The 17,074-nt window shown below is 58.9% G+C and carries 14 protein-coding genes; 10 read left to right on the top strand and 4 right to left on the bottom strand.

The features are described from left to right. The first annotated feature begins 395 nt into the window (after positions 1–395). On the top strand, positions 396–3,437 hold the full coding sequence (locus ACIX8_RS12065; RefSeq protein WP_014265619.1) for an ATP-binding protein: 3,042 nt from the start codon (positions 396–398) through the stop codon (positions 3,435–3,437). After that, entirely contained in the window at positions 3,430–4,875 is a 1,446-nt protein-coding gene (locus ACIX8_RS12060) for a sigma-54-dependent transcriptional regulator (RefSeq protein WP_014265618.1), read from the top strand. The genes ACIX8_RS12065 and ACIX8_RS12060 overlap by 8 nt, the downstream gene beginning before the upstream one ends. 106 nt (positions 4,876–4,981) lie before the next feature. On the opposite strand, the gene ACIX8_RS12055 is transcribed toward ACIX8_RS12060, so the two are convergent. Further along, the gene (locus tag ACIX8_RS12055; protein ID WP_014265617.1) at positions 4,982–5,980 is read right to left on the bottom strand and encodes a hypothetical protein; all 999 of its coding nucleotides are present in this window, start codon (positions 5,978–5,980) and stop codon (positions 4,982–4,984) included. A gap of 57 nt (positions 5,981–6,037) precedes the next feature. Continuing rightward, a complete protein-coding gene (locus ACIX8_RS12050; RefSeq protein ID WP_014265616.1) occupies positions 6,038–7,834 on the bottom strand; it encodes a CCA tRNA nucleotidyltransferase in 1,797 nt (598 codons plus the stop codon). A 276-nt stretch (positions 7,835–8,110) separates the two neighbouring features. Between ACIX8_RS12050 and ACIX8_RS12045 the strand changes: the two genes are divergently transcribed. From ACIX8_RS12045 to ACIX8_RS12015, 7 genes are all read left to right on the top strand, one after another. Further along, entirely contained in the window at positions 8,111–8,620 is a 510-nt protein-coding gene (locus ACIX8_RS12045) for a DUF6982 domain-containing protein (protein ID WP_014265615.1), read from the top strand. A 27-nt stretch (positions 8,621–8,647) separates the two neighbouring features. Continuing rightward, positions 8,648–9,670 (top strand): UDP-3-O-(3-hydroxymyristoyl)glucosamine N-acyltransferase, encoded by a 1,023-nt coding sequence (lpxD, locus tag ACIX8_RS12040; protein WP_014265614.1) that lies wholly within the window; start codon positions 8,648–8,650, stop codon positions 9,668–9,670. 17 nt (positions 9,671–9,687) lie between these two features. Next, positions 9,688–10,047, top strand: coding sequence for a hypothetical protein (locus ACIX8_RS12035; protein WP_014265613.1), 360 nt, complete (start codon positions 9,688–9,690; stop codon positions 10,045–10,047). Positions 10,048–10,192: 145 nt separating this feature from the next. After that, on the top strand, positions 10,193–10,858 hold the full coding sequence (tmk, locus tag ACIX8_RS12030; RefSeq protein ID WP_014265612.1) for a dTMP kinase: 666 nt from the start codon (positions 10,193–10,195) through the stop codon (positions 10,856–10,858). Next, positions 10,859–12,304: a cytochrome P450 gene (locus ACIX8_RS12025; RefSeq protein WP_014265611.1), complete on the top strand. Its 1,446-nt coding sequence runs from the start codon at positions 10,859–10,861 to the stop codon at positions 12,302–12,304. A 10-nt stretch (positions 12,305–12,314) separates the two neighbouring features. Beyond that, entirely contained in the window at positions 12,315–13,448 is a 1,134-nt protein-coding gene (locus ACIX8_RS12020; protein WP_014265610.1) for a DNA polymerase III subunit, read from the top strand. Between the two features lie 169 nt (positions 13,449–13,617). Then, positions 13,618–14,007 carry an RNA chaperone Hfq gene (locus ACIX8_RS12015; protein WP_014265609.1) on the top strand — a complete coding sequence of 130 codons (390 nt, stop codon included), beginning with the start codon at positions 13,618–13,620 and terminating at the stop codon, positions 14,005–14,007. Positions 14,008–14,123: 116 nt separating this feature from the next. Here ACIX8_RS12015 and ACIX8_RS12010 read toward each other — a convergent pair whose 3' ends face one another. Then, positions 14,124–15,155, bottom strand: a complete 1,032-nt coding sequence (locus ACIX8_RS12010) for an L-threonylcarbamoyladenylate synthase (protein ID WP_014265608.1) — start codon at positions 15,153–15,155, stop codon at positions 14,124–14,126. Between the two features lie 84 nt (positions 15,156–15,239). Between ACIX8_RS12010 and ACIX8_RS12005 the strand changes: the two genes are divergently transcribed. Further along, the gene (locus tag ACIX8_RS12005; protein ID WP_014265607.1) at positions 15,240–15,830 is read left to right on the top strand and encodes a class IV adenylate cyclase; all 591 of its coding nucleotides are present in this window, start codon (positions 15,240–15,242) and stop codon (positions 15,828–15,830) included. A 74-nt stretch (positions 15,831–15,904) separates the two neighbouring features. Here ACIX8_RS12005 and ACIX8_RS12000 read toward each other — a convergent pair whose 3' ends face one another. After that, complete coding sequence (locus ACIX8_RS12000; protein ID WP_014265606.1) at positions 15,905–16,882, bottom strand: energy transducer TonB; 978 nt, start codon at positions 16,880–16,882, stop codon at positions 15,905–15,907. Between the last annotated feature and the right edge of the window lie 192 nt (positions 16,883–17,074).

Here is a 17,074-nt window from a genome sequence, read left to right as displayed (position 1 = left end):
CATCTTTATTTGCAGCCTATTGAGCAGAACTTCTCTCCGAGAGAAGCAGCCTCTGCAATGGGCTGTCCGAAACTGGTAAGTTCAAGCGTTTGTAACAATCCTTGCCCCATTGGGTTTCAACTGCAACGACTTCCTAAAAATCAGGATATCGGAACGAATACCACGTCGAATAACGCGTCCGTGACAACTGTTTAAAGTCCGTGCGGAATCACACGGGATACGGCAAAATAGAAGAAGAGATGGAACTTAGGCCTCCAGAAAACCGTATTTGCCTATGAATCCAAGCATAACGTTCTCCCTAAACCTTGTAAGTACCCGCAATTGCAACAAAAAGGCCTTTGGCCCCTGGGTTGCTCTCAGTCCACTGGGGACATCGTCTCTAAAAGAGTATTCGTGTGAAAACTGGGTCTCAAACTCGTCTGTTGGCCATTCTGCTCGCGGTTGTTACACTCGCCGCGTTCGGGCTGTCGATTGCCAACTTGATGCAGGAGAGTTCCTACGCCGCACCTACCGACGGTGTTCACTGGGCTGAAACGGAAGGTGGTCTGCGCGCCTACATCGTTCCCAAGGATACCCCGGCGTACCGTGCGGGCATTCGCACAGGCGATGTGCTGACCGCTATCCGGCACGGAGATGTGGCTTTCGGAGGAGACGTCCCGATGCCCCTGGAACGCCCCTCCGAACGAGAGTCTGTTCCGATGCTCAAGCTTTCATCTTTCGAGCGAGAGATTGAACGCAGTGGCGTCTGGTCCCATGCAAGCTATTCGCTGCTGAGAAACACTGTTAGCAACGGCAGGCCGATGGTTCGGGAGATCGCTGCCGTCGTTTACCTCGAACCGACCGACCGCACAGATCACTATGTGCAGCGGCTCATCGCACTGGTCTATCTGGCGATCGGCCTCTATGTCCTCTTACGGCGCTGGACAGCGCCGAAGTCGATGCACTTTTATGTCTTCTGCCTCGACTCCTTCATCCTCTATGCCTTTCATTACTCCGGAGTGCTGGATGGCCTGGATCAGGTCATTCTGTGGGCCAACATTCTGGCGATGGCTGTGCAACCGGCCCTCTTTCTGCACTTTGCCGTGAGCTTTACAGGAGAGGGTTCCCGGCAGAAAACGTGGCGGTTTTTCTACTCGCTGCTTTATCTGCCTGGAGCAGCCCTGCTGGTGCTGCGTTTTCTTTCGTTCCATCTCTGGTCAAGCACTGGACGCCTGCAACATCGGCTGGATCAGATCGATTATGCGTACCTCGCGGCCTATTACATCATTGCCGCGCTCGTCTTCTGGATACGCTATCGCCGCGAGCAGCAGCCCCTGCAACGGCAACAGCTGAAATGGCTCTCGCGCGGAACGCTGATGACAGTGTTTCCGTTCACTGCTTTTTACGTCATTCCGCTCCTGCTCGATGCGAACGTTCCTGGCGCGCTGACGAAGGTAGCGCTACTGTCGATCATTCTGCTGCCACTGACGTTCAGTTGGGCGATTGTGCGTTACCGCCTGATGGACGTCGACCTGATCTTCAAGCGTGGTGTCACATACACGCTGGCGACCGCGGCCCTGGTCGGACTTTACTTCGGAGTCGTTGGGCTCACGGCCAAGATGGCATCGGCCATGGCGGCTGACCGGCTGCCGCCGGGCCTTCGCGAATGGGGCCTGGTGGCCGCCATCATTGCAGCAGCACTCCTCTTCGATCCCTTGAAGCGTGCCATTCAGGCACGGGTCGACCGTGTCTTCGACCAGAAGCGTCTCGACTACCGCGAAACGCTGGTGGAGTTTGGCCGCGAGCTGAACGCCCAGACAGATCTTGGCGCGCTGGTCGGCTCTATCGTCGAGCGCCTGCCCCAGACCCTGCTGCTGACGAGGGTCGCCGTATTCCTGGCCGATGATGAGCTGCCCGGACAGCGTACGCACTTCAAACTGATCGCATCGCATGGCCTGTCCAAGGCGATCAGCGATACCAGCGATCGCTTCGATCTTGGCTTCCTGGACTTCGACCGCCGCGATGCCGATAACCACATCTTCTTCGAGAGCCCCCAGGCAGCGCTTCGACTGCCCGAGCCTCAACGGCAGACCGTGGCAACACTCGATCTCAACTACTATGTTCCCTGTCGCGTAGCCAGGCATGAAGGTGGTGGTCTCAGCACCATCGCAGTACTCGGACTGGGCCGCACGGGCGAAGGCGACTTCCTCTCCAGCGAAGACGTCGAACTGCTCGAATCGCTCGCCAGCTATATCGGTATCGCCATCCAGAACGCGCAACTTTATCGCCGGCTGGAACAGAAGATCTTCGACTTCGAGCGGCTGCGCGACTTCAACGAAAACATCGTCGAGTCGATCAACATCGGTGTGTTCGCGGTCGATCTTGAGGACCGGATCGAGAGCTGGAACGCGCAGATGGAGGTCATGTACGCCACGCCGCGTGCCGAAGCCCTGCGCCGTCCTTTGAACGAAGTCTTCCCTGCCGAGTTCCTGCAGGAGTTCGACCGCCTGCGCGCCGAACAGGGTCTCTGTACGCTCTACAAGTTTCGGCTCCCGACACCGACGGGCGAGTCCCGCACAGCGAACATCACCATCGCGCCACTGCTCAACCGCGACTTCCGCGCGGTGGGACGCATCATCATCATCGATGACATCACCGACTCTATCAACATGGAGAAGCAGCTCACGCAGTCGGAGAAACTGTCTTCCATCGGCCTGCTGGCTGCCGGCGTTGCGCACGAAGTCAACACACCTCTGGCTGTGATCTCCAGCTATACCCAGATGCTCGGCAAGCAGCTTCGCGGTGACGAAGCCAATCATGCGCGCCTGCAGCCCGTACTCGAAAAGATTACGCAACAGACCTTCCGTGCCTCGGAGATCGTGAATGGCCTGCTGAACTTCGCACGCATGGGCACCGTGGACTTTGCGCGGGTGGATGTCAATGCGATGCTGCGCGATACAGCTCTGTTGTTAGAGCATCAGCTGCGCTCCGGCCGCGTCGCCGTGGAGATGCACCTGGACCCGCAGCTGCCAGCGATCTCCGGCAACCTGGGCAAGCTGCAGCAGGTTGCGGTCAACATGATGATGAATGCCAAGGACGCCTTGCAGGACAAGGGCTCGGGACGTATCAAGATTTCGACCTCGCGAACGTCAGATAGTGTAGAGATCCTCTTCGAGGACGACGGCCCTGGAATGCCGCCGGAGGTACTGCGCAAGATCTACGATCCGTTCTTCACCACCAAGAGCAATCCGAAAGAAGGCCAGCGCAAAGGCACGGGGCTTGGGCTTGCAGTGACCTATGGCATCGTGCAGGAGCATGGCGGAACGATCGAGGCGAGCAGCACAGTCGGCGAGGGCACGGCCTTCAGACTGTTGTTCCCCGCTATCGAGAATGAGCGTCCGCGTCCCAGTGACTCCAGCACCGCGGCTGGTTTGGAAGGAAAGGTAGTACATGTCTAATACCGCTGTAACAGAACGAAACGCACCCGATTCATCCCAGGCAGGAGGCAGTGCGCGTAGTCAGCGGATCCTCATCATCGACGACGAAGCCGGTATTCGTGACTCCCTCGAAACCCTGCTGATGCTGGAAGGCTTTACGGTTGAGATGGCCGTGGATGGATCTTCAGGGCTCGATCTCCTGGGGCGTCACCACTACGATTTACTACTGCTGGATTTAGCTCTGCCGGGCGATAGCGGCATCGACCTGCTGCCACGCATCAAGTCTCTCGTGCCGGATCTTCCGGTCATCATGATTACGGCCTATGGCACCGTTGGGAACGTCGTGGATGCCATCCGCGCCGGCGCTTCCAACTTCGTTCAGAAGCCCTGGGACAATGAAAAGCTTCTGGCCGACATTCGTGCGGCGATCGGCCGCAACCTCGCCGAGCAGGAGGTTGTGCAGCTCAAGCGCACGCTCAAGCAGCGCTACTCCTTCCACAATATCGTCGGCAAAAGCGACGTCATGTTGCGGCTCTTCGACATGGTGGCCCAGGTAGCTCCCAGCCGTTCGACCGTGCTGATCCAGGGCGAAAGCGGCACCGGCAAGGAACTCATAGCCAAAGCCATCCATGCGAACTCGCCCCGCCGCGACCACGCCTTCATCCCTGTCAACACGGGCTCAGTACCGTCGGATCTTCTTGAGTCGACGCTGTTCGGCCATGAGCGCGGAGCGTTTACCTCAGCGGTCGCCGCGAAGAAGGGTCTCTTCGAAGTCGCCGATGGTGGAACACTCTTCCTCGACGAGATCGGCACCATGAGCATGGACATGCAGGCCAAGCTGTTGCGCGTGCTCCAGGATCGCCGCTTCATGCATCTGGGTGGAACGCATGAGATCCAGGTGGATGTCCGCATCGTCGCGGCTACGAATGTGAACCTTCAGAACGCCGTCAAAGAAGGCCGCTTTCGCGAAGACCTCTTCTACCGCCTGAATGTCATCTGCCTCGAACTGCCGCCGCTTCGCGCTCGGAAAGAAGACATTCCCTTGCTTGCGGCGCACTATCTAAAGTTCTACGCGGAAGAAAACGGTTTCCCCGCGCGCATTCTTTCTTCGGAAGCGTTGCGCGTCATGATGGACTACGAGTGGCCCGGCAATGTGCGCGAACTGGAGAATGCGATGGAGCGCGGCGTTGTACTCTCCAGCAGCACGGAGATCACGCCCGAACTTCTGCCCGCACAACTTCGCGGGACCAGTTACTCGACGAGCCTGCTGGAACAGAAGCCTGATGCCTCCCTGTTCGATGTCATGGAAGAGATTGAACGGCGCATCATCGCCGACCGTCTTGAGCGCTGCAACTGGAACCAGACAGAAGCAGCGGAGTACTTCCGGATTCCCCTCTCAACCCTGAACCAGAAGATCAAGCGGCTCAGCGTTGAGGTCAAGAAGCGTATTCGGGATTAATTAGTCCCTATAGGGGTGAACTTAGACTCTTGCTTTGTTCCTACGGCGGGGCTGAAGCCCCGCCCCTTCAAAGCAAGAAACCTAGAACGAAGTTTGATGACACACCCTAAAGAGGAACCTGAAGCTGCGTCCGGCTACCGGTCGCAGTCTCCACACGTTCCCCACGCCATCGAAGAGCCAGAAACCGTAGTGTGTGCCAATTCAGCGGAAACTCCAACAGCACGTGCAGCACGCTTAGAAAGGTCGACACCACGAGACCTATGCGGAAGTTCCACGCATAGATTGCGATCGATGCGACATACAGCGTGAGGATCCCCGTCCATCCTCGTCTCGAAGTCTTATGCCACTGCAGCAGCTCGGTCTTCGCAAACCAGTTCAGATAGTGGTAGAGGTAGATGAACGCAAACAGCCTCAGCAGGCCTGCAACCACGGGATCGTTGAACAGCTTCGAGTTCAATAGCAGCGTGTGATGCAGATCGCCTGCGAGTTTTGCGTGGATCGCGGCGAAGCTTGCCGACTCAGCCCATAACCAGAAACCATTGGGAGCGGAATAGTGCATCGGCAGGAAGAGCAGCAGCAGCGGAAAAACGGCCAGCAGTCCAGGGTTAAGCCACTTCAACAGGGTCGTCCGCTTGTCCCGCAGCGCACCACTCACCATAAAGGCCAGGGTAAAGAAGAAGACATGCACCAGCGTCGGCACCATGGTGCTGATGAAATACACCCAGGTCCGCAGAACAAAGGACACGCCTACAGCGGCTAACGCAATCATGACGAGGAGATAGGGATTACGTACCCATACTGTGAGAGAAAGGAACAGCAGAACACCGACGATCCAGAAGGCGAAGTCAGCCCTCTTCGCAAGGCCCTCGACCAGCGCCAGGATCGACATGCCGATAGCCAGCAGCGCATAGACACGCGGCGAAACCAGGCCTTTGCCGAAGTAAAACTGCTTTCCGCGCAGCCAGGCAATTTCGGTGAGGTAGTGAAAGGGTCCAAGAAAGGCGTACGAGAGGATAAGCACCTGTAGCGGAGCCACAGCCGCAGCTACCACGCTTACCAGGAGAGCCATCAGATCTCCCCAGTCGGACCGTCGCAGACCTTGCATGAGTTCTCCACCTTTGCGAGATGACTTCGCGTCAGGGTGTGTCTCAATCAGTATCGATTAGCGACGAGCCTTTGCGGGCGCCTTTTTCTTGGCAGGAGCCTTAGGCTTGGCCTTCGCCGGAACCTTGGCCTTTGGCTTCGGAGCTGGCTTCAGGTTCTTCTTCGGAGCGGCTTTCTTTGCAGGCGCTGCCTTGACCGCTTTCTTCGCGGGAGCCTTGACGGTCTTTGGCTTGATCGCCTTTGCCGGTGCCTTGACCGCCTTCGCCGGGGCTTTCACAGCCTTCTTGGCGGGAGCGGGTTTCGGCGCAGCCTTCTTGACTGCAGCCTTGGCTTCCACTTTCTTTCCAGCCACAACCTTCTTCTCCGGAGCCTTAACCGCAGGCTTGGCAGTCTCAGCTTTCGCGGCAACAGGCTTCGCCTTCACCGGAGCGACTGCCGGTTCTTTGTGTGCGGCAGTCGCGGTCTCGGATTCAACGTCGCTGGAATCCTCAGACTCGGCCACAACCTTCTTGCTCCGAGACTTGGGAACCTTCGCTTCCTTCTTCACAGCACGACGACGCAGATTTACCGGCGGCGGCGGTGCTGGGGGAGAATACGGCTCCAGATAGGCCCTGGCTGTCTCAGGGGTATCGAGCTTGCCGTCCATAATGGCAAAGAAAAGCTCGCCAATCAGGTCGTCATAGCCGGGCAGTTCGGGGGTGATGCGCATCTCCTGCATCAACTGATATGGAATGCGCTGACGGGCTTGCGGCCATTCCTCAAAAAAAGCCTTGAAGCGTGCCTGAATAGCCGCGGTCTTGGTGCTGTGAGCCAGCCACAGAACCTGTTCGGGAACGGCAGACATCAGCATCTTCCAGGCATCGGAAGGAGCGGCAGCCGCCTTGCTCGTAAACTGTGTGGCAAAGTTCTTTGTCTCGCCCTCAAGTGCGGCGATCTGATCGACAAATCCGGGACGTGCAAAGCTCGCCTTGAGATCCGCGACGTCCTTGGGTGCAAGCTTTGCGGTCAGCAGCGGGAAGTAGGCGGCGGAAGGATCAGGGTGGATCCCCATAGCTTCAAGCTGACCCACCGTGTCGCGCAGGCGGGTCAATTCGCTCTCGTTGGCCTTTGCCGATGTCCATGCCGGGAACAGGAACTTGTTCCAGCCCTCGGACTCCAGGCGGCGCAACACCCGAAGTGGGTCTTCCTCGTGGAAGATCTCTTCGGTCTCGTAGCCGCGCTCAGCGCTGTCCATGGCGGAGATATAGCCTTCAGCCTTGCCTGTGTCGTAGCGCTGCTGGGTCTTCTCTTCCATGTGCCAGCCCAGGCGTGCGCCAAAACGTGCCGCACGGATCATGCGAGCAGGATCTTCGATGAACCCGTAGTTGGACACCAGCCGCAGTTCGCGGTTGTCGATATCGGCAACGCCATTGAGCGGGTCCATCAGCAAGCCATAGGAACCCTCATTCAACGAGATGGCCATGGCGTTCGCGGTAAAGTCGCGGCGGCGCAGGTCGTCGAGGATGGTCGATGCATGCACGACAGGCTTACCCGGCTTCGGATAGGTGACCGAGAGGGTCGAACCTACCTCCAGGCGGATGCCACCCGGAAACGTAAAGTAAAGCGCCTGCATGAGATCGGACTCGCCGACCAGGACTGCACCGGCATGCTGCAGGTCTTTCTTGAGCTTTAATGCGTTTCCCTGAACTGTAACGTCAAGATCACGGATGGGTGAACCGCTCGTAAGGTCGCGGACGGCCCCACCAACGAGAAAAACAGTCATGCCGTGCGCACGCGCGACATCACGAACCTTTGCCAGAGCCTGTTGTTGTGCGCCTGTCAGTCGGGTTTGCAGCAGATAGATGTAATCAGCCATCGTTTTTTGCTCTTCGCTCCGGATGGTTCTGAGGCGCTTCTGAACCGTGGTGTAACTTGCGGCGAATCAACTATTTGGAGAGCGCTGAAGGCTCGACGCAAACCTAGATTCTACACGATGGCCACTGCTTTTACCAGTTTTTTGCACCATTTTTGCTACGGTTTCGCAGGACACCCTCCAGCTCCCCCGGTGGAGGGCTCGCTTTACCCGAAAATTCACTATTTTGGCTGTTTACGATCCCTATGCGACAATCCGACAAACTGGCAATTCTGCCCTATGGCAATCGCACAGAAGAAAACGGTGGTTCGTCAGTTCGACGGCTCTGTCACCTGGGGCTATCTGCCGCAGAACGGCTTTGTTACCGGCGAAACGGTTGAGGTCCTCGACACCTCGGGACGCGTGATCCCCCTCGCCTTGAACCAGATCAAGACCATTGCTTATGTAAAGGATTTCAATCTTGAGGGTGGAACCGATCCGGAACAGATTGGGCGGCGCAGCTTTCTGAGCAGGCCGCGTGCCGATGGTCTCTGGCTCAAGCTCGGGTTCCGGGACAACGATTCGCTCGAAGGGCTGGCGAACTTCGATCTGGGTTTTATTGAGTCTCTTCTCGATGATCGCGGACTTACTGTTTCACCGCCCGATGCACGGTCGAACACCCAGCGCCTCTTCGTTCCCCGAGCGGCCCTGATTTCGGTTCAGGTGCTGGGCTTTATCGGTGCCGCCTCCAAGCAGAAGACAATGGCGCGCGCCTCAAGCACGATCCAGACCCAGCTCTTCGGAGAGTAGACCCAAGCCTTCGATACAATCGCCAACATGAAGCTGAAGGATTTGGCAGAGCGTCTGGGCGCGGAACTGGTAGTGGGCGACGGGCAGGAAGCTCCAGGCGAAGTAGAGATTACGGGAATCGCCGGCATAGAAGAGGCCGGTCCCGGCCACGTGACGTTTGTCGCCAATCCCAAGTACGCCGGACTGGCCCGCTCGACCCGGGCAGCGGCCGTGATCGTGGAACCGGAGTTTGCCTCCATCGGCGTTCCCACGCTGCGGATCAAGAATCCTTATCTGGCATTTGCCAAAGCGATTGAGGTCTTCTACAAGCCCCCGGTGTATGCCCCCGGCATTCATCCGACAGCGGTGATCGATCCCAGCGCCAGCATCGGTAGCGGAGCGCATATTGGGGCCTATGTCGTAATCTCTGCCGGATGCGTCATCGGGGATGATGCGGTTCTGCTTCCCCATGTGGTGATCTATCCGGAGGTGACGATCGGCGACCGTTTCTTTGCACATGCGCATGCCGTGGTCCGCGAGGGTTGCCGGCTGGGAAATGACGTCGTGCTCCAGAACGGAGCGATCGTGGGAGCGGACGGCTTCGGCTTTGCCAAGGGAGCAGAGGGACGTTGGGTCAAGATCGTGCAGTCCGGACCTGCCGTTCTGGAAGACGCGGTTGAAGTACAAGCCAACGCCTGCATCGACCGGGCCTCCATCGGCGAGACGCGGATCGCGCGAGGCGCCAAGGTCGATAACCTGGTGCAGGTCGGTCATGGTTCCACTGTCGGCGAGAATACGCTGCTCTGCTCCCAGGTAGGGCTCGCCGGATCGACCACCATCGGCAAGAACGTCATTCTTGCCGGCCAGGTGGGAGTTGCCGGACATCTGACGGTTGGCGATGGGGCTGTGGCCACAGCACAGAGTGGGATTCCTTCGGATGTCGCACCGGGAGCCGTGGTGAGCGGATATCCTGCGATGGACAACCGGGCATGGCTGCGAACGGTAGCTGCCGTGAATCGACTGCCCGAACTGCTGCGCCGCCTGAAGTCCAGCGAAAGAGATCCGAAGTGACTGGTAGGCTTGTGGCTATGGATAGACGGAGATCTTTTGCAATCAGTGGGCTTGCGGGATTTGTTTTGCTGGCGGCTTCAGGCTGCCATTCAGCCTACGTCGAAGCTGTAGTGCGGAACGATTCCGGCGCTGCCGTATCGCTGGTTGAGCTGGACTATCCAAGCGCCAGCTTTGGGACCGAAACCCTGGCCGCAGGGGGCGAGTATCACTACCGGTTCAAGATTCTTGGCAATGGTCCCACCAAGGTGATTTGGACGGATTCTGCACGGCAGGAACACACCGTGGCAGGGCCGGAGTTGCAGGAGGGATTGCAGGGCCGTCTCACGGTGGCTCTCTCTGCTAGCAGCGCAACGTGGAACACGCAGCTGCATCGCTAAAAGCATTTCCTCTTAAGGCCTTACCCACAACAGTGAGAAGCCTTAGCTTTATAGCTTTTGCCTTTCTGGTTGTCATTCCGAGCGTAGCGAGGAATGACAACCAGAAAAACAAGCCCTTCGACTCCTGTGCAGTAAACTCAGCTTCGTGAGCCGAGGTTTTTTCATTACGTTTGAGGGTTTGGATGGGTCAGGCAAGACGACCCAGTTGCGGCGTCTGGCCGCAGCGCTGGAGGCCGAAGGCCTTCGCGTCGTTACACTGCGCCAACCGGGAGGAACGGCCCTGGGAGATCGTATTCGCAGCGTCCTGCTGGACTCCCGCACCGAATCCGAACTGGGCGGCATCGCTCCGACAGCCGAGATGGCGCTAATGTTCGCCGACCGTGCACAGTCGCTGGCACACGTGATTCATCCTGCACTGGCTGAGGGTGCGGTAGTGCTCTGCGACCGCTACACCGACTCCTCCGAGGCTTACCAGGGAGCGGGGCGTGGGCTCGGGAGCGAGCGGATTCGGGCGATGCATACTGCCGTCTGCGACGGCTTCCAGCCAGAGTTGACCATTCTTCTCCTTCCACCGCTGGAAGGCTCCCTGGCCCGCGCCAGACGCCGCAATGAACGCAACGTCCGGACTCGCGGTACGGACGAGAATCGCTTTGAACGCGAAGGCGACGAGTTCTATCGGCGGATCTATGACCAATACGTCGAGATCGCCCGGCGAGACTCCGAGCGTGTCGTAACGATTGCGGAGGAAGCCAGCATCGAGACGATTGCAGAGCGTATCCGCGCCATCGTTCGCGAGCGCATGGCACAGTAAATGGCTGAAAATAACGATTACGTTCAGGCGAAGGAAGAAGGCAGTTGGCGGCTGCCCCCTGGCCTGCGCAAGGCGCTTCCCTTTTATATGCGGCGCGCCTGGGTCAATTTTGGCGAGCCCATTCCCCTGTTCGAGCACCTGCATAAAACCTTCGGACCGATTGCGCACTACCGGTTCATGGGAACCTTGATCGTCTTTGTGAACGACCCCGCCTGGATTCAGGAGATCTTGATCAACCAGGCAGGCAGCTTCGTCAAAGAGCGGACGCTGCAACGGATGAAGATCCTGCTGGGCGAAGGGCTGATCACCTCCGACGACCCGATCCACATGCGCCAACGGCGCATCGCCGCGCCGGCCTTTCATCGCCAGCGGATCGCGGGCTACGCCGAACAGATTGCCGCCAGTGCGGCCACGACGCGCGAAGGATGGAAGAAAGACACGGAGTTCGATATCGCCGAGTCGATGATGCAGCTCAGCCTGCGCATCGTAGCGCGCACCCTGTTCGATACCGAGGTAACACCGGAGGTCCTGTCTGTGGCCGATGAGGTCGACACAATCATGGGCCTCTACAACTACCTGGTCGCCTTTCCAAGACTGGAGAGGGTGCTGCACTGGCCGATTCCGGGAGTCATGAAGTTTCGCCGCTCGCGCGCACGGTTGGATGTGATTGTGGAGCGCATGATTGCCAGTCGCAGGGCGCTCTCAAGGGAAGATCTGGAGAGCCGGGGCGATCTGCTCTCCGAGCTGGTGGCCGCGCGAGATGAAGCGGCGGCAGAAGGCGATCCCGACGGCATGAGCGACAAGCAGCTCCGCGATGAGACGCTGACGATCTTTCTTGCCGGTTACGAAACCGTTGCCAATGCACTGAGCTGGACCTGGTATCTCCTGAGCCAGAATCCCGATGTCGCCGAGCGTATGGAGGCGGAGATTGACCAGGTGCTTGGAGGCCGGCCCGTCACGATGCAGGAGTATCCCAACCTGCGCTATACGGAGATGGTCTTTGCGGAGGCGATGCGGCTCTATCCTCCAGCCTGGGCAATGGGACGAAGATCGACGAAGGCCGTTGAGCTTGGCCCGTACAAGATTCCTCCGGGAGCACATTTCTTCTTCAGCCAATATGTCATGCATCGTTCCGCCGAGTTCTGGGACGAACCCGAGGCGTTTCGGCCCGAGCGCCACACTCCTGAAGCCAAGGCGGAGCGACCGCGATTCGTGTACTTCCCCTTTGGCGGCGGCCGCCGGCAATGCATCGGAGAAGGCTTTGCGTGGATGGAGGGGGTACTTTCTCTCGCGACCATCGCGCAGAAGTGGCGGCTGGAGTTCGTGAATCGCTATCCCGTCGTGGCCCAGGCAAAGATTACGCTGCGGCCCAAATTTCCGATGATCATGATTCCGCGCGAGCGCTTTCCTCAAGCCGCGCCGGAACACCCCGGCCAGGTGCGATAGGCTGGAAGGGATGGCAATTCCTTCCAGCTTTGCGGAGTTTCTCGGCAACCCCTCGACGGTTGAAAGCCTGCGCGCGGCCATTGCTGCCGGACGTCTGCCGCACTCGATGATCGTGGCCGGTCCGCGTGGAGCGGGCAAGTACACTCTCGCGCTCATGCTGACGATGGCCCTGCAGTGCGAACAGCAACCGCGTGAGATCGCACCCGATGGACGTCCCCTGGCAAACTTCTGCGGCGTCTGCCGCAACTGCACCCGCATCGCCGAAAGCGCGGAGCTGGAACAGAAGGTCGAAGAGGCCGTCGCTGCGCGCGAGGACATGCGCGAGACCGACAAGAAAGACACGCGCGTGCTGGTGCAGACGCATCCTGACGTGCTGATCCTGCCGCCCGATCCACCGCAGTTGCTGATCAAGCTCGGACAGGTGCGGACACTCATCGGCCGCTCCCAGCGCATGCCTTCCGAGGCCCCGGCAAAGGTGTTCATCATCACCACGGCCTCCTTCATGAAAGAGGCGGCCAACTCCCTGCTGAAGGTTTTGGAAGAGCCGCCGACCTATGCGCACATTCTGATTCTTGCGGAGAACCTCGGCGAGCTGCTTCCGACGATCCGATCGCGCTGTGCCATCGTGCGCCTGGGGGCCCTTCCCGCAGAGGAGATCGAGACCCTGCTGACACGGCTCCGGCCGGAGAGCAATAAGACAGAACGTGCCCTGCTGGCGCGGCTGAGCGAAGGGGCTGTCGGACGTGCCCTGGGCTTCAATCTTGCCGAATATGTCGCAGCACGAGCGGATGCGCTGATTATCATGCGCGGAGCGGTGCAGACCGGCGATCACTCCTCCCTGTTCCGGATGACCGAGACCTATCGCGCCGGGGCGGAGGGGCAGGCGAAGACCACGGCCCTGCTGCGGGCGCTGGCAAGCGTGCTGGAGGACGTTCTGCTGCTGCAAGGCGGTTCCCCCGAGCGTATTCGCAATACCGATATTCGAGAAGAACTTCGGAGATTTTCAGAAAGCATTGATTTTGCGTGGCTTGAAGAGGCTGTCCGAGGTCTGGACGCGGTGCAGAGCGGGATGCGGCGTAACCTGCTGCGCAGCCTGAGCCTGGATGCCTTCGCGGCTGAGCTGGGAGTAGCTGGCCGGTTATAGGAATATCCTTGTATAGACTTCGCATTTTCTGCGAAACCATTCGACGCTGTAGCGCGTCTTCCGTACAACGATTGCTCTACAACGTTAATCTTGTGCGGCCCCGCGCCGTGCTGAAACACGCCGCTTCGCGTCGCTCCAGACGCGGGCAGGTTTTGAACCGGAGAGGATATTGAACGATTTGACCGAGATCGCACGCAAGGCCGAAGCTAGCGCCTTCAATGGGACACGCAAGCTCGTGCGCCCCCATCTGCCGATTGGCAATCAGCGGCGCGATTCCCTGCACAGCGACGATCCGTTAACCCATGCGATGTCCGATACGCATAGCGTTCCTGAGAGCTCCCACGCCGAAGTCTTCTACTTCCAGAAGCAGGTGCAGCAGCACACCGAGATGACCGTCGTGCTCGAAGATGGCGAGGAGATCAACGGTGTCATTGAGTGGTACGACAAGTGCGTCGTAAAGCTCAAGGCCGGACGGCGGCGGATGATGATCTACAAGAGCGGCATCAAGTACATGTACAAGGCCAGTGAAGCCTTGGCGGGCAAGAGCGTCATGAAGTAGCGTCTAGAGCAAATCTCCTGTGGCTGGGAAGTTGAATCGGGCGTGCAGTACCGTTTTTCTGGGGAAAAACGGCCATAAGTATCGTGGTTTCGCGATACACCTCCAGGAGATTTGCTCTACGCCTGTCGCGCCGCCTTCTCCAACCGATCGCGAATCGCGTCCTTGAGACCACCGGAGAGCGGCAGCGGGCAGAGAATGATCGTGGCTCCACGATCGTCGAGCGCCCGCAGACCGGCAAACAACGCAGCAGCCAGAGCAGCCTGATCCTCCCACGCAGCCCAGGGTTCAACCAGGGCTACGGCATCGAGCCGCCAGCCATCGGGTAGAAGCACGCCGACCCGTTCTCCCCCTTGAGACAACACCTCCCGCAACGTCTGCCTCAACGCCTCCTCAGAACCTTCCACCAGGATCAACCGTGCCCGCGGGGCATAATGCCGAATACCGACGCCCGGAGAAGGCAGGGATTCTTTCGGCTGCGCTGTCGACATTCCAGCCACGCGAAAGATTTCAACGGGCACGCCCGTCGCAGCAGCAATCTGTTCTGCCGTGACGGCACCCGGGCGATACAGCACCATCGGCGTCTGTGCCGGATCGAGCACTGTAGATTCCAACCCAACGGACGTGGGGCCTGCGTCGAGCACCGCGTCGATGCGCCCCTCCAGATCGGCCAGGACGTGGGCAGCCGTCGTAGGGCTCGTATGACCGAAGGTATTGGCACTGGGGGCGGCGATGGGTAAGCCAGCAGCCTGAAGCAAAGCAAGTGCCGCTGGATGCGAGGGGACGCGCACTCCTACGAGCGGCCTGCCCGCTGTAACCGAGTCCGGCACAACAACTTTACGCGGCAGCAGAAGCGTAAGCGGCCCAGGCCAGAACGTCTCCGCCAGAAGATTGACACGGCGCTGCAATTCCCCTTCCACGTTTGTAATCGAAGAAATCTCCGTCGCAGAGGCAAGATGAACGATGAGTGGATCCCAGGAGGGGCGCTGCTTGGCCTCGAAGATCCTGGCCACAGCCGCCTCGGAAAGCGCATCGGCGCCCAGGCCGTAGACCGTCTCCGTGGCAAAGGCCACCGTTCCGCCGGAACGCAGCAGGTCGGCGGCACGGGAGACATCCCCTGGGTCTTCGGCGTGGAGGTGGAGCGTCGTCATAGGTTCTTTCAGGATATCCGGCTCTCTATGTTTCTTTTAGGATAGTGGGCCTATCATGCCCCAACCGAACGTATACTGAACCGCATGCACGGTGCGGAGATCGAACTGAAGTTTCCTGTGACGGATGAACGGAGGTTCCGGTCATCCGCAAGTGAGCTTGGTTTTCGGCTCGAAACGGAACGAACCTTCGAGAGCAACACTCTCTATGACACCCCGGAACGCACGTTGCGTGCCGGCAAACAACTCTTGCGATTGCGGCAATACGGCACTCGCAATACGGTGACCCACAAACGGCAATCGACCAATGGGGACGCGGGTGCGCGCTATAAGACGCGGATCGAGACCGAGAGTGTCGTAGAAGATGCCGAGGCGCTTGCAGAGATCTTCAACCAGTTGGGTTACGCTTCGGTATTCCGTTATGAGAAGTACCGAACCGAGTGGGTAGCGGAAGGCGGCGGACACCTTGTGCTTGACGAAACCCCTATCGGCGTGTGGGCCGAACTGGAGGGCGAGCCGGCCTGGATTGATGCTGTACTGCAGCAACTAGGCATCGATCCCGAGACCTGCTCCACCCTGAGCTATGGGGCACTCTTCAACGCCTGGAAGGAAGCAACGGGCAGTCCTGCTGAAAACCTGACCTTCGCAGAGGCCGGAGCCCTCGTAACTCACGGATAGATTCCCTGAAAAAGCCAGGTTTCGCCATCGTGGTATGGCGAAACCTGGCTTTTTCTTGTACTGGCATCAATACCTTAGAAGATCTGGAAGTTCACCTCAACGTACATATCTACCTTGACAGGCTTGCCGTTGAGCATCGCCGGCTTGAACTTGTACTGGCGAACGGCTTCGATAGCCTTCTCATCCAGTCCCATGCCTACGCCGCGAGAGACCTTGATATGGGACGGATTTCCCTGCTCGTCGACCCACAGATAGACCACAACATTGCCTGAAAACTTGGCTTTGCGGGCCTCTTCCGAGAACTCGGGGTCAGGAGTAAAGATTGGGATGGGAGCCTTGACCGCGCCGCCCGGATGCATAACGCCACCGCCCGTATTGCCTCCGGAACCCGGCCCAATGCCGTTGCCATTGCCTGAACCGATGCCAGAGCCGTTGCCGTTGCCCATCGAAAAGCCCTTGAGCGTCGAATTAGGCGCGCCAATGTTCGGCATCGTGTTGTTGGCCATCTTCAGGTCGGGCTGAACGACGACCGTAGGCTCAACAGCCAGCTTGGGAGCGATGGTGGGAGGAGCCTTGGGTGGAACAATCTGCTGCTGAGCCAGCTTCGGCAGATGCCCCTGCGTCACCGGTGCAAGGTCATGCTGTCCGCCGCCGCCGCCAATCTGGGAGGGTCTCGGAGCTACAGGGGGCGGTGGGGGTGGGACGATATCCGTCAGAACCATCGTCTTCTTGACCGGCGGCGCGATATGGACCTGATGCGCTATCAGGAGCGCGATCAGAAGAATAGCGACGACGTGAAGGGCCACCGCACCCGCGGTCGAGGCAGGGCTCCGCTTGGTAGCCATGGGATCCACGACGGCCACCGGCTTGGACTGGAGCACGAGAGGAGGCAGTTTAACCGGAAAAAAAACATCGCGAAAGCTGGATACGAGAGAGGCAAAGACGCCTTCTTCCTTGATCTCGCCGGTCAGATGCAGTGCTTCATCGGCTGGACGAAGGGACGCGTCAGCGTGTTGGGGGTTGTCGGGGGGGAGGATATCGGTATCGGCCATAAGTTACAAAACGAGAAGCTTCTTCCAGACTGAAACAATATTTTGTGTACTGCGGTCTGCCATGCCGCACCGGAAAGGTATTCGCACACAGGGATTCATTCTACAAACTATGTCCCCGTTCCTGCTTTCTTTTAGACGCAGAGTACCCGCAAGAGGTCTCCCTCGCAGCAACTATGTCTCCGCTGACTTTAC

Source organism: Granulicella mallensis MP5ACTX8 (assembly GCF_000178955.2).
Taxonomy (GTDB): domain Bacteria; phylum Acidobacteriota; class Terriglobia; order Terriglobales; family Acidobacteriaceae; genus Granulicella; species Granulicella mallensis.
Note: the sequence above shows the minus strand (reverse complement) of the source record. Positions and strands in the feature narration are given on the sequence as shown.

Excerpts from the sequence above, each read along its gene's own strand:
- lpxD (WP_014265614.1), top strand. The coding sequence starts at position 8,648 with ATGAAGCTGAAGGATTTGGCAGAGCGTCTGGGCGCGGAACTGGTAGTG.
- ACIX8_RS12025 (WP_014265611.1), top strand. The coding sequence starts at position 10,859 with ATGGCTGAAAATAACGATTACGTTCAGGCGAAGGAAGAAGGCAGTTGG.
- ACIX8_RS12045 (WP_014265615.1), top strand. The coding sequence starts at position 8,111 with ATGGCAATCGCACAGAAGAAAACGGTGGTTCGTCAGTTCGACGGCTCT.
- ACIX8_RS12000 (WP_014265606.1), bottom strand. The coding sequence starts at position 16,882 with ATGGCCGATACCGATATCCTCCCCCCCGACAACCCCCAACACGCTGAC.
- ACIX8_RS12035 (WP_014265613.1), top strand. The coding sequence starts at position 9,688 with ATGGATAGACGGAGATCTTTTGCAATCAGTGGGCTTGCGGGATTTGTT.
- ACIX8_RS12060 (WP_014265618.1), top strand. The coding sequence starts at position 3,430 with ATGTCTAATACCGCTGTAACAGAACGAAACGCACCCGATTCATCCCAG.
- ACIX8_RS12050 (WP_014265616.1), bottom strand. The coding sequence starts at position 7,834 with ATGGCTGATTACATCTATCTGCTGCAAACCCGACTGACAGGCGCACAA.
- ACIX8_RS12055 (WP_014265617.1), bottom strand. The coding sequence starts at position 5,980 with ATGCAAGGTCTGCGACGGTCCGACTGGGGAGATCTGATGGCTCTCCTG.
- ACIX8_RS12010 (WP_014265608.1), bottom strand. The coding sequence starts at position 15,155 with ATGACGACGCTCCACCTCCACGCCGAAGACCCAGGGGATGTCTCCCGT.
- ACIX8_RS12020 (WP_014265610.1), top strand. The coding sequence starts at position 12,315 with ATGGCAATTCCTTCCAGCTTTGCGGAGTTTCTCGGCAACCCCTCGACG.
- ACIX8_RS12005 (WP_014265607.1), top strand. The coding sequence starts at position 15,240 with ATGCACGGTGCGGAGATCGAACTGAAGTTTCCTGTGACGGATGAACGG.